Genomic DNA, 11,826 nt, shown 5'->3' with positions numbered 1-11,826 from the left:
CGCGGGACTGCGGGCCAACCTACCCGTCGGGTCCGACAGTCTCGCCGCTCGCTCGGGTGGTGGGACGTCGGCGCTGCTCACCGCTCCGCGGCGGCGTGTCGACGCCCGGGACGACCGTGTCCGCCCGACGCCCGAGGTGGACCAGGGCGTCGGGAACGGTGTTCCCGGTGACCGCGACGAGGCCCGCCACGAGCCAGATCCGGACGGCGACCAGGTCGTGCCGGAGGCACTGGCCGAGGTCGAGCGGCCGCAGCGCGCCCGGCCCGCCGAGGAGGATCGCCTGCTGCTCGAGGCTCTGACCGGACCGGCCGAGCCGGTGCTCGACCCACCGCAGCACGTCCTCGGCCACCGCTGCCGCGTCCTCGCGGTGTCGTGCCGCCCCCAGCCACCCCACGAGGACGTCCAGGGCCAGCTCGTCCCAACCGAACAGCGTCGGGTCCACCGGCGTCATGCCGTCGAGGTAGTCGAGGTACTCCAGCTCCACGGCCTCGCCGTACTCGGTCCCGAGCCGACCGATCCGGCCGGCGACGTCCTCGGCGACGTCGGGCGACCCGGTGTCGATCGTCCGGACGACCGCGAGCTCCAGGGCGATCCGGAGGACGTCCTCGTCGGGACGGTCCGGGTCGACCTCCTCGAGGACCTCGAGCGGATGGAGCTCCGACGGCCGGTGCGGGGGCCGATCCTCCGACCGATCCCGCCTCCGCAGCCCGCGAGTTCTGTCCGGCACCCGGGCCCGCCCTCGTCGGGCCCGCACCTTCGCCGCTCGCCGCTGCCCCGTCGACGTCTTCACGCCCATGGCCGTCTCCCGTCCCCCGTCTCCTCGAGACACGGTGGCACCGACCCCTGACGGTCTCGGGGGCGTCGTGGCCAGAGACGGGCGAGGGAGTCGTCACGCACCTCCCGAGGCCCTGCCGGGGTGCGTGAGCACTCCCTCGAGGTTCCGGGGCGGCGCGACCGGCCCCCGGGCGTCGTCGGGAAGGGACCTACAGCAGGCCGGCGCCCTCGAGCGCGGCGCGCACCACGGCCTTCTCCTCGTCGGAGGCCTCGACCAGCGGCAGGCGCAGGCCCGGACCCACCAGGCCGAGCATGTGCAGCGCCGCCTTGACCGGGATCGGGTTCACGGTGACGCCGAGCACGTCGCAGATCGCCTTGAAGGTCGACTCCAGCTCCGCGCGGTGCTCCGGCTCGGCGGCCATGCGGGCCATCAGGTCGCCGCAGACGTGGGAGGCGACGGAGATGACCCCGCACTCCCCCAGGTCGAGCACGGGCCCGTACAGCTCGTCGTTGCCGGCGTAGATGCCGAGCCCGTCGACCTTCGCGAGGTTCGCGTTGTTGGCCTGCTTGACGTAGTCGACGTGCTCGATCTGCGCGAGCTCCGCCAGTTCGTCGTTGGGGACGTCGCGCGAGACCCGCGAGGGGATGTTGTAGAGCACGATCGGCTTGTCGGTGGCCTTCGCGACCTCGCGGTAGTGCGCCGCGAGCCCGCGGCGGTTCGGCCGGTTGTAGTAGGGCGTCACCGACAGGATCGCGTCGACGCCGGCCTCGGTGGCCCGCTCGGTCATCTCGACGGCGTGGCGGGTGTCGTTCGACCCGGCCGACCCGACGATCGTCACGCCCGCCGGGCGCTCGGCGCACGCCAGCTCGACGAGCCGCATGTGCTCCTCGATCGAGAGCGTCGGCGACTCCCCCGTGGTGCCGCACACGACGATGCCGTCGGACCCGTGCGTGGTCAGGTGGTGCATCAGGTCGACGAACACCTTCTCGTCGACGGCTCCCGAGTCGTCGAAGGGAGTGACGATGGCGGTGAGGACGGTTCCGAGCGACACGGGAGACAGGTTGCCCTGTCGGGTGGGGACGCGTCGAGACCGGGGGGCGGTCTGCTCAGGCGTCGGGACCGTCGACGTTCACGGTCGGCGGGCCGTCGCCGGCGCGGGCGATGACGGCGGTCGACCGGTCGCCGCCCGGGTTGGACTCGCGGTGCACCGTGTGCGCCGGCACGTGGATGAACTCCCCGGCCCCGGCGTCGGCGACCTCCGAGCCGCCCGCGCCGAACTCCAGGCGCATGGTGCCCGCGACCACGTAGAGGCTGGTCTCGTGGTCGCCGTGGTGGTGCCACCCGGAGGTGGCGCCGGGCTCGGTGTGGACGAGGCCCGCCCACAGCGACGGCGCCTCGAACGCGACCTGACGGTGCATGCCGGGGGTGGGGTCGCCGTCGACGAGGTCGTCCTCCCGGACGACGCGCACCGGTTCGCTCATGCGATCAGTGTGGCGCGCCGCCCGGGCGGAGGACAGCTCAGACCAGGCCGAGCTTCTTGACGGCCTCGCGCTCCTCGGCGAGCTCGTTCGTGGAGGCGTCGATGCGCTCGCGGGAGAAGTCGCTGATGTCCAGGCCCTGGACGATCTCCCACTTGCCGTCCTTCGCCGTCACCGGGAAGGACGAGACGAGGCCCTCGGGCACGCCGTAGGAGCCGTCGGAGACGATCGCCGCCGAGGTCCAGTCGTTCTCGCGGGTGCCGTTGACCCAGGTGTAGACGTGGTCGATCGCCGCGGCGGCCGCGGACGCCGCCGAGGAGGCGCCGCGCACCTCGATGATCTCGGCGCCGCGCTTGGCGACGCGCGGGATGAACTCGTCGGTCAGCCAGGTCTGGTCGATCTGGTCGGCGACCGGCTTGCCGTCGATGAGGACGTTCGAGACGTCGGGGTACTGCGAGGCGGAGTGGTTGCCCCAGATGGTCATCTTCGAGATCTGGCCGACGCCGACGCCGAACTTGTTGGCGAGCTGGGCGAGCGCGCGGTTGTGGTCCAGGCGCGTCATCGCGGTGAAGCGGTCCTTGGGCACGTCGGAGTTCGACGCGGCGATGAGCGCGTTGGTGTTGGCCGGGTTGCCGACGACCAGGACCTTCACGTCGTCCGCGGCACCGTTGAGGGCCTCGCCCTGCGGCTTGAAGATCCCGCCGTTGGCCTCGAGGAGGTCGGCGCGCTCCATGCCCTTGCTGCGGGGGCGGGCCCCGACGAGCAGGCCGACGTTGGCGCCGTCGAAGGCCTGGGTGGCGTCGTCGTACACGTCGACGCCCTGGAGGAGCTCGAAGGCGCCGTCCTCGAGCTCGAGGGCGGTGCCCTCCGCGGCCTTCACGGCCTGCGGGATCTCGAGCAGGCGGAGGCGTACCGGGGTGTCCTCCCCGAGCAGGTGACCGGAGGCGATGCGGAAGAGCAGCGCGTAGCCGATCTGGCCGGCGGCTCCGGTGACGACGACGTTGACGGGCGAGGCCATGCGTACTCCAGACGATGTTCCGGACTGATCTTCCTGGGCCGCCAGCCTGCCACGCCCCTCCGACGGGGACGCGGCGAGGCCGGTCACGCCGGGTTCAGTCGCCGACGACGAGCGTGGAGCGGCGCTGCCCGATGTAGCGGAACATCAGCGCCAGCGACACCATGATCCGGTTGCGGTTGCCGAGTAGCGCGAAGACGTGCACGAACATCCAGGCCAGCCACGCCAGCGTGCCGGTGAGCTTCGGGCCGTGGGCGATCTCGGCGACGGCGGCGCGGCGGCCGATCGTGGCCATCGTGCCCTTGTCGAAGTACTTGAACGGCGTCGTCGGGCGCCCCTCGAGCTCCGCGAGGAGGTTCTTCGCCGCGTGCGCCCCGGTCTGGATGGCCGGCTGCGCGAGCTGGGGCAGCGGGTTGTCGTCGATGACGCCGATGTCGCCCGCGACGAACACCTCGGGGTGCTCCGGCACGCGCAGGTCGGACCCGACGACGATGCGCCCGCCGCGGCCCTGCGGCAGGCCCCACTTCTTGACGGTGTCGTGCGCGGCGACGCCGGTGGCCCAGATCGTCATCTGCGCGGGGATCTCGGAGCCGTCCTTGAGCACGACCCGGTCGGGCTTCACCTCGGCCACGGCCGCCCCGAGCCGGAGCTCGACGCCGCGGGAGCGCAACTGGGCCGCGGCGTAGTCGCGCAGCTTCGGCGCGAACGGGCCCAGGACCTTGTCGGTCATCTCGAGCAGGATGACCTTGGTCTGGTCGGGGTCGAGCTCGGGGAAGCGCGAGGGCAGCATCGAGTTGCGCAGCTCCGCGAGGGTGCCGGCCATCTCGACGCCGGTGGCGCCGCCGCCGACGACCACGACGGAGGCCCCCGTGGCCTCGCGGGTCGCGGAGATGTGGTCGAGGTAGCCCATCATTCGGTCGCGCACCGCGAGCGCCTCGGCCCGCGTGTAGATCGGGTAGGCGTTCTCCGGGGCCCCGGGGACACCGAAGTAGTTCGTGGTGACACCGGTGCCGAGCACCAGGTAGTCGTAGGAGAGCTGCGGCCCGACGTCGAGCGTGACCGTCCTCGCCTCGGGGTCGATCTCGGTGACGACGCCCTTGCGGAAGGTCGCCCCCGCCTCGCCCCGGCGGGCCTCGGCGCTGACGAACGAGCGCGCCCCGTAGGTGATGTCGCCGGGGTTCAGCGCACCGGTCGCCACCTGGTAGAGCAGCGGCTGGAAGGTGCTGTAGCTGTGCCGGTCGACCAGGGTGACGCGCACCGGTGCCTTGCGGAGCGAGCGCACCGCGGACAGGCCGGCGAAACCGGCTCCCACGACGACGACGTGGGGACGCGTGTCCGTGCTCGTCCCCGCGGATACCGCGGCGTTCATCTGACCCGTCTCCTCTCGGTTCGCGCTGGCCGATTCGATTCAGACGACCCTGCGCGACTTCACTCCCGGACTACCCGCCATGCTCCTCCGCCACGCGGTCCCCGGGGGGCGTGACCCGTGCCGTGCACGTCACGCCGTGTCGCTGCTCACGGGCAACGCACCGGCGCGGGTCACCCGCCCGGGGGTGCGCCCGGGACGGCGAACGGGCCCAGGAGCGGGCCGTCGTCGGGAACCGGCCCGACGACGGGTCCGTCCGGGCGACCGGGCCCCTGGTCGGGCAGGAGCGGCGAGACGGCCAGCCGGGCCCGGCTCGTCCCGGGCGGCGCGACGTCGACCGCCCGGACGCCGGCGGTGGCGCGGACGGCGGGCAGGGCCGCGGGGTCGACCCGCACCACGGCCGCGACGACGCAGGCGCAGTCGGGGCGTCCCAGCGCCGCGAGCTCGCTGCGGGCCACCAGCACCCGCCGGTCCCGCCCCGCGTCCCCCGTGGTGGCCCCGGAGGCGTCCGGCACCACCTCCTGGCCCGCGGCGGTCAGCGCGGCCCGGAACGCGGCGTCCGGGGCCGCGGGCGGGAGGTCGACCCGGTGCAGGGCGGTCTGCACGCGCGGCACCGGCACCCGGACCACGGCCTGCAGGGGCGTCGTGCCCGCGACCGCGGTCGCGGCGGCCGCCGGCGCCAGGGCCTCGTCGAACTGCACGAGCGCCAGGCGCGGGGACGCGTCGGCGGGGTCGGGGACGGTCGCCGTGCGCGCGAGGTAGGCGGCGACGTCCTCCCCCGCCGCCGGGCCGAGGCGGATCGCGTCCGTGCTCCCGGCGTCGGGGGCGGGCCCGGCGCTCTGGAGGCCGGCGGCCCACGCCGTGACGAGCAGGACGACCAGGAGCACGGCCAGCCCGATCGCGTAGCGCGGCCACCGCGGCGGGTCGGCCTCGTCGGGCAGGTCGGCCCGGTCGGGCCCGTCGGGGTCGGGCCCGGCGCTCAGGCCGCCGCCCGGAACACGTCGAGGGCGTGGGCCAGGTCGGCCGGGGGCTCGCTGGTGTACTCCACCCAGCGCCCGTCGGCGGGGTGGTGGAAGCCGAGCCGGTGGGCGTGCAGCCACTGGCGGGTGAGCCCGAGGCGCTTGGACAAGGTGGGGTCGGCGCCGTAGCCCGTGTCGCCGACGCAGGGGTGGCGCAGGGCGGAGAAATGGACCCGGATCTGATGGGTGCGGCCGGTCTCGAGCTCCACCTCCAGCAGCGAGGCCGCCGGGAAGGCCTCGAGCGTGCGGTAGTGGGTGACCGAGGGCTTGCCGTCGGTCATCACCGCGAAGCGCCAGTCGTGCTTGGGGTGCCGGTCGATCGGCGCGTCGATGGTGCCGTCGCTGGGGTCGGGGTGGCCCTGGACGACGGCGAGGTAGGTCTTGGACACGGTCCGCTCGCGGAAGGCGTTCTTGAGCACCGAGTAGGCGCGCTCGGACTTCGCGACGACCATGACGCCCGTCGTGCCGGCGTCGAGCCGGTGGACGATGCCCTGGCGCTCGGCGGCCCCGCTGGTGGCGATCGAGATGCCGAGCGCGGCCAGACCGGCGACGACCGTCGGGCCGCCCCACCCGGGGCTGGGGTGCACCGCGACGCCGACGGGCTTGTCGACGACCACGATCTCGTCGTCCTCGTGCAGGACCTCCAGGCCCTCGACCGCCTGCGCGGTGACGACCCGCTCGGAGGGGTCGCGCTCCGGGTCGGGCAGTTCGACCTCGAGCCAGCTGCCGGCGGTCAGCCGGTCGGACTTCATGGCCGCGCTGCCGTCGAGCCGGACCGCGCCGTCCTCGGCGAGGGCGGCGACGACGGTCCGCGACAGGCCCAGCATGCGGGCCAGCCCGGCGTCGAGGCGCATGCCCTCGAGGCCGTCGGGCACGGGCAGGGAGCGCAGGGTCACGAGCCCTCCCCCGCCGCCACGCCCCGGGGCTCGCGCGACGGCCGGCTGCCGTCGATCTCGACGCCGAACAGGGCGAGGCCCACCAGCAGGGCGCCGCCCACGCAGATCGCGGAGTCGGCGGCGTTGAACACCGGCCACCAGCCCACGGAGACGAAGTCGACGACGTGGCCCTCGAGCGGGCCGGGGCTGCGGAAGAACCGGTCGACGAGGTTGCCCAGCGCGCCGCCGAGCACCAGCCCGAGGGCGAGCGCCCAGCCCGGCGAGTGCAGGCGGCGGGCGAAGCGGGCGATCCCGACGACGACCGCGAGCGCGACGAGCGTGAGCAGCCACGTCATGCCCGTGGCGAGGGAGAAGGCCGCGCCCGGGTTGCGCACGAGCACCAGGCTCACGGTCCCGTCGAGCAGCAGCGGGATGCGCTGGCCGTCGGCCATCGAGGCCACGACGGCGATCTTGGTCGCGATGTCGAGGGCCAGCACGACGACCGCGGTGACGACGAGCGTCGGCAGCCGCCGCGGGGCGGCCGGTGGCCGGGAATCGTCGGGGTCTGCGCTCTCCACACCCCCATCCTCCCCCGTCGCCCGGGTACGGCCGTGTGAGGGGCGCTCAGGACGGCGCCGCGCCCGCGTCCCCGCGCCAGCGGGCGAGGCGCCCGGAGCGGTCGACCGCCCGCAGGCGCCGCTCGGCGGCCTCCCGGGCGGTGGTGGTGGCGACGACGAGCAGCTGGTCGCCCTCCTGCAGGCGGGTGTCGCCCTGCGGGGTGAAGCTCGCGCCGCGGCGCACCACCAGGGACAGGCCGGTCCCCTCGGGCAGGCGCAGTTCGCGGACGTACACGCCGTGCATCCGCGAGCCCTGCGGCACCGTCATCTGCAGCAGGTCGGCGCGCAGGGCCTCCAGGGGCGCGGCGTCGACCTCGATCTCCTGCACGGGCGGCTTGGCGAGCCCGAGCACCTTCGCGACGACGGGCAGCGTCGTGCCCTGCACGACGGTGAGCACGACGACGAGGACGAACACGGCGTCGACGAGCTCCCGGGCGCCCTCGAGCCCGCTGGTGAGCGGGACGAGGGCGAGCACGATGGGCACCGCGCCGCGCAGGCCCGCCCAGGAAAGGAACACCTGTTCCCGCCACGGGACCCGGAACCAGACCGCCGCGGCGACCACGGACGCCGGGCGGGCCAGCACCAGCAGGACCGCCGCCGCGATGAGCGCCGGGACCACGGCGTAGACGAGGCGGTCGGGCGAGACGTAGAGGCCGAGCAGCACGAACAGCCCGATCTGGGCCAGCCAGCCGAGCCCCTCGGCGAACGACCGCGTGCCCTCCCGGTGGGGCAGCGTGCTGTTGCCCAGGACGAGCGCCGCGACGTAGCAGGCGAGCAGGCCGGAGGCGTGCAGCGACTGGGTCAGGGCATAGGCGCCGATGCACACCGCGAGCGTGGCGAGGGGGTAGAGCCCGGTGGCCGGCAGCGCGGCCCGTTTCAGCCCGGCCGCCCCGAGCCGCCCGATGAGGCCCCCGAGCACCCCGCCGAGGGCGAGCTCGTAGACGACGAGCAGCGGGTCGGTCCAGGAGAGCACCGCCCCGGAGGAGAGCACGACGACCGCGATGAAGGCCGGGGCGTCGTTGAGGCCCGACTCGAGCTCGAGCGCCCCCACCAGCCGCCCGCCGAGCCCCAGCCCGCGGAGCACGCTGAACACCGCGGCCGCGTCGGTGGAGGAGAGCACCGCCCCCCAGAGGAAGGCGATGCGCAGGTCGAGCCCGAGCAGCCAGTGCAGGGCGAAGCCGGTGAGCGTCACGCTGACGATCACCGAGATCGTGGAGAGCGCGATCCCCAGCCCGAGGGCGGGGCGCACCGTGGACCACCGGGTCGACAGGCCGCCGTCGGCGAGGATGAGGACGAGGGCCGCGACGCCGAGGGCCTGGGTGAGCTCGGCGTCGTCGAACCGGATCCCGAGCCCGGCCTCGCCGATGAGCACGCCGATGCCGAGGTAGAGCAGCAGTGACGGCAGCCCGATGCGGGTGGAGAGCCGGACCGCGACGACCCCGAGCAGGACGACACCGGCGCCGATCCCCAGCAGAAGCGGCAGCCGATCCACGTGCCGCGGTCCTCCCTGTCGGTCCGTCCCGGGTGGGGTTGATGATCCTAGCGGTCGCCGGGACGGTCGCCCCGCGTGCTCAGGGGCGCCAGCTGATCGTCACCCGCTCGCGCGGCGGGCCGGTGGGACCGGTGAGGCCGGCGAGGGCGTCGACGACCTCCCCGGCCCGGTCGAGCGGCAGGCACAGCCGGCGCGCCACGCGAGCGGCCCGGGCGTCGGGGTCCTCGACGGGGCGGGGCTCCGAGGTCCACCGCCGGACCTCGGGGTCGATCCCGAGCTCGGTGAGCACCGCGAGCGCGTCGTCGGCGGTCGGCGGCGCCGGGCGGCTCAGGCCGTGGAAGCGCTGCCAGAGCGGGTCGAGCCAGGCCTGCGGGTGCTCGGCGTGCAGTTCGACGACGACGCCCGTGCGCGCGGCCCGCGTGAGCCCGGCCGCGAAGGACGCGAGGTCGGTGGTGTCGTAGCCAACGTGGTGGCACAGCACGAGGTCGGCCGGGCCCGCGTCCTCGAGGACGTCGGGCCACGCCCCCAGCACCGCCTGGTAGGGCACGCCCCACTCCAGGGCCGCGCCGACGAAGGCCGCGAGCATGTCCGAGGCCGGGTCGACCCCGACGACGTGGCGCACCGACCCCGCGAGGGGCAGCGACGCCGCCCCGGCGCCGCACCCGACGTCGAGCGCGGTCCGCTCCGCCGACTCGTCGAGGAACGCCAGCGCCGCCCGCCGCGACGGGGTGTCGGGCGGCTCGGCGGCGGGCTGGAAGCGCTCCGGGTCCTGACGGTAGGGACTGGCCGGCGCGTGGGCGAGGATCTCGTCGGGCACGCGCCGGGCCGCCATCAGCGCGGTCCAGCGGGCGGCGGCGGTGTGGGTGTCGGTCTCGGTGTCCACGCCGCCCATCTGATCACGCCACCCCGACGACCGCGGAGCGGTCAGCGCCGGCTGTCGGCCCCGTGCTGCTCGGCCAGCGACCGGACCGGGGAGCACCAGGAGCACCCGGCGAACCCGAGCTCGATGGCCTCGGACACGGGCAGCGGGATGACCTCGCGGCCGAACAGGTAGCCGCAGCGCCCCAGGTGGAAGTGCGGCTCCTCGTCGATGACGAGCACCTCGTCCACCCGCGCGACGACGACGTCGAGGCTCGCGGCGTCGGGGGTCTCGTCCTCCGGCTCCGGGGCCCGCATCGGCGGCGGGGTGGGCGGCCCGGGGGTCATCGGCGGCGGACCCTGACGACCGGCCGGGGGCGGCCCGGCCGCTGCCTGCTGGCTGCCGGTTCCGGAGTACTGCTGCTGACCGGGCTGCTGCTGGGCGGCCGTGGACTGCTGACCGGCCGGCTGCTGACCGGCCGGCTGCTGGGCGGCCGCGGACTGCTGCTGCCCGATCTGCGACTGGGCCGGCTGCTGCTGACCCGGCTGCTGCTGACCCGGCTGCTGCTGACCCGGCTGCTGCTGGGCGGACTGCTGCTGAGCAGGCGACTGATCCTGGTGGGCCGACCCGGACTGCTGCCCGATGTGCGACTGCGCGGGCTGCTGCTGAGCGGGCGGCGGCTGCGCGGACTGCTGCTGGGCGGACGGCTGCCGTTCGGGCGGCTGCTGGGCCGCCGCGGCCTGCTGCTGCTGGGCGAACTGCTGCTGCGCGGACTGCTGCTGCTGGCCGGGCTGCTGCTGGCTCGGCGGCTGCTGCTGGCTCGGCGGCTGCGGGGCACCCTGCTGGCCCGGCTGCTGCTGGCCCGGCTGCTGCTGGGCCGCCTGGGGCGGCTGCTCCGGCTGGCCGTTGGTGGCGCCTCCGGGGCGGCCAGTGGCCGCCGCGACGCCGTCGGCGCCCGCGGGACGTCCGCGCGGCACCTCGGGGCCCTGGTGGCCGTTGCCACCGGCCACGGAGGCTCCGCTGCCCTCGCGCTCGGTGCCGTGACCGTTGCCCCGGCCCTGCTCGGCGGGCGTGGCACCGGCCGGCGGTCCGCGTCGGTCGTCCCGGCCGTCGGTGGAGGCGCGCGTGTCGTCGACCGGGTGGGGGTCGCGACCGTCCTGCGACCGGGCCTCCGGGCCGCGGGCCGAGGAGTCGCCCGGGCGGTCGGTGGGGGCCGCGCCGTCCGACGGGGCGCCGGAGGCATCCTGCCGGGCGCGGTCGAGACGCTCGGACGACATCCGCGACGTCGCGTCCTGCTCGTCCTCGGGGCTGTGCGAAGCCGTGTCCGACCGGCTGGTCGCGGCGGCCGCGGCCAGGCCCGCCGCGCCGGCACCGGCCGCGGCGGCGGCGGCCCCGCTCCGGGACCCGTCGGGACGGGCTCCCTCGGGAGCCGACGCGGGACGTCCGTCCGACGAATCGGCCGGGAGCGGGCTCGAGGCCGGGGCCACCGGGCCACGCGGGCCCTGCTGACCCGGGCCCTGCGGCTGGCCCGGGCCCTGCGGCTGCTGGCCCTGAGTCTGCTGGCCCTGGGTCTGCTGCTGGCCGGTCACGGAGTGCTGTCCCGGCTGGCCCTGGCCCGCCTGCTGACCGAACGGCTGGCCGGGAGCCTGGGGCTGGCCCGGACCCTGCTGGCCGGGACCCTGCTGCTGACCCGGGCCCTGGGGCTGGCCCGGACCCTGCCACGGTGCCGGAGCACCGAACCGGCCCTGTGGCGGGCCGGCGGCCGGGGACCCGGGCAGCGGCACGAGGCCGAGGAACCGGGAGCCGTCCGGGGCGTTGGGCACCCGGGACGGGTCGTGACCGAGACGTCCGGTGGCGACCGCCCGGAGGCCGGGCGGGATGCCGCGCGGCCGCATGGGCGGCGGGGGCATGGGCGGGCGACCGCCCTGGCCGTTCCCGGGCCCACCGGACGGGCCGGTGAACGGCCGGGCCGCACCGTCCTGCGGGGCGGGCCGGCTGCCCGTGCCCGGCGCCGAGGGCGGGCCGGCCGTGACGGGCGCCGAGGACGGGTCCCCGGGCTGCTGCCCGCTCCAGAACTCCTGCCCGGCGGACGGGCCCGCGGCGGCTGCCGCGGGCTCGGCCGCCCTGGCCCGGCGGCGACGCAGGAGGTCGGTGACCAGCAGCGCGGCCGCGATGGCGCTGGCGATCACCGAACCCCAGGCCCACGCCGCGGTGGTGGTGACGACGGCGACGACGAGGAGCCCGAAGGCCACGACGACGCAGAGCAGGACGAGCAGTAGCACGGGTCGGCCCCTCACCTACCGCGTCGGTTCACCGATCGGAAGCCTTCC

11 protein-coding genes are annotated in these 11,826 nt (G+C 75.5%); all 11 read right to left on the bottom strand.

All coding sequences use genetic code 11. From position 1 onward, the window contains the following. Positions 1-19: 19 nt before the first annotated feature. The 11 genes from ACFPBZ_RS09205 to ACFPBZ_RS09155 all read right to left on the bottom strand — a co-directional run bounded on the left by ACFPBZ_RS09205 (position 20) and on the right by ACFPBZ_RS09155 (position 11,778). Positions 20-796, bottom strand: a complete 777-nt coding sequence (locus ACFPBZ_RS09205) for a hypothetical protein (RefSeq protein WP_378035729.1) — start codon at positions 794-796, stop codon at positions 20-22. 187 nt (positions 797-983) lie between these two features. Continuing rightward, positions 984-1,826: a 4-hydroxy-tetrahydrodipicolinate synthase gene (gene dapA / locus ACFPBZ_RS09200; protein WP_378035728.1), complete on the bottom strand. Its 843-nt coding sequence runs from the start codon at positions 1,824-1,826 to the stop codon at positions 984-986. Between the two features lie 55 nt (positions 1,827-1,881). Then, on the bottom strand, positions 1,882-2,256 hold the full coding sequence (locus ACFPBZ_RS09195; protein ID WP_378035727.1) for a cupin domain-containing protein: 375 nt from the start codon (positions 2,254-2,256) through the stop codon (positions 1,882-1,884). Positions 2,257-2,293: 37 nt separating this feature from the next. Then, positions 2,294-3,271, bottom strand: coding sequence for a malate dehydrogenase (locus ACFPBZ_RS09190; RefSeq protein WP_378035726.1), 978 nt, complete (start codon positions 3,269-3,271; stop codon positions 2,294-2,296). A gap of 94 nt (positions 3,272-3,365) precedes the next feature. Continuing rightward, positions 3,366-4,637 carry an NAD(P)/FAD-dependent oxidoreductase gene (locus ACFPBZ_RS09185; RefSeq protein WP_378035725.1) on the bottom strand — a complete coding sequence of 424 codons (1,272 nt, stop codon included), beginning with the start codon at positions 4,635-4,637 and terminating at the stop codon, positions 3,366-3,368. 170 nt (positions 4,638-4,807) lie between these two features. Next, positions 4,808-5,521 carry a hypothetical protein gene (locus ACFPBZ_RS09180; RefSeq protein ID WP_378035724.1) on the bottom strand — a complete coding sequence of 238 codons (714 nt, stop codon included), beginning with the start codon at positions 5,519-5,521 and terminating at the stop codon, positions 4,808-4,810. Between the two features lie 92 nt (positions 5,522-5,613). Then, a complete protein-coding gene (locus ACFPBZ_RS09175; protein WP_378035723.1) occupies positions 5,614-6,549 on the bottom strand; it encodes an RluA family pseudouridine synthase in 936 nt (311 codons plus the stop codon). Next, positions 6,546-7,106 (bottom strand): signal peptidase II, encoded by a 561-nt coding sequence (lspA, locus tag ACFPBZ_RS09170; protein WP_378035722.1) that lies wholly within the window; start codon positions 7,104-7,106, stop codon positions 6,546-6,548. Before lspA ends, ACFPBZ_RS09175 begins: the two co-directional genes overlap by 4 nt. 46 nt (positions 7,107-7,152) lie before the next feature. Beyond that, a complete protein-coding gene (locus tag ACFPBZ_RS09165) occupies positions 7,153-8,637 on the bottom strand; it encodes a potassium/proton antiporter (protein ID WP_378035721.1) in 1,485 nt (494 codons plus the stop codon). Positions 8,638-8,716: 79 nt separating this feature from the next. Next, positions 8,717-9,520, bottom strand: coding sequence for a class I SAM-dependent methyltransferase (locus tag ACFPBZ_RS09160; protein ID WP_378035720.1), 804 nt, complete (start codon positions 9,518-9,520; stop codon positions 8,717-8,719). Positions 9,521-9,561: 41 nt separating this feature from the next. Further along, positions 9,562-11,778 (bottom strand): hypothetical protein, encoded by a 2,217-nt coding sequence (locus tag ACFPBZ_RS09155; RefSeq protein WP_378035719.1) that lies wholly within the window; start codon positions 11,776-11,778, stop codon positions 9,562-9,564. Positions 11,779-11,826 lie beyond the last annotated feature (48 nt).

The sequence above is a fragment of the Actinomycetospora atypica genome (assembly GCF_042653685.1).
In the GTDB taxonomy this organism is placed as follows: Bacteria; Actinomycetota; Actinomycetes; order Mycobacteriales; family Pseudonocardiaceae; genus Actinomycetospora; species Actinomycetospora atypica.
This window is presented reverse-complemented; position numbering and strand designations above follow the sequence as displayed.

Excerpts from the sequence above, each read along its gene's own strand:
- ACFPBZ_RS09205 (WP_378035729.1), bottom strand. The coding sequence starts at position 796 with ATGGGCGTGAAGACGTCGACGGGGCAGCGGCGAGCGGCGAAGGTGCGG.
- ACFPBZ_RS09195 (WP_378035727.1), bottom strand. The coding sequence starts at position 2,256 with ATGAGCGAACCGGTGCGCGTCGTCCGGGAGGACGACCTCGTCGACGGC.
- ACFPBZ_RS09190 (WP_378035726.1), bottom strand. The coding sequence starts at position 3,271 with ATGGCCTCGCCCGTCAACGTCGTCGTCACCGGAGCCGCCGGCCAGATC.
- ACFPBZ_RS09185 (WP_378035725.1), bottom strand. The coding sequence starts at position 4,637 with ATGAACGCCGCGGTATCCGCGGGGACGAGCACGGACACGCGTCCCCAC.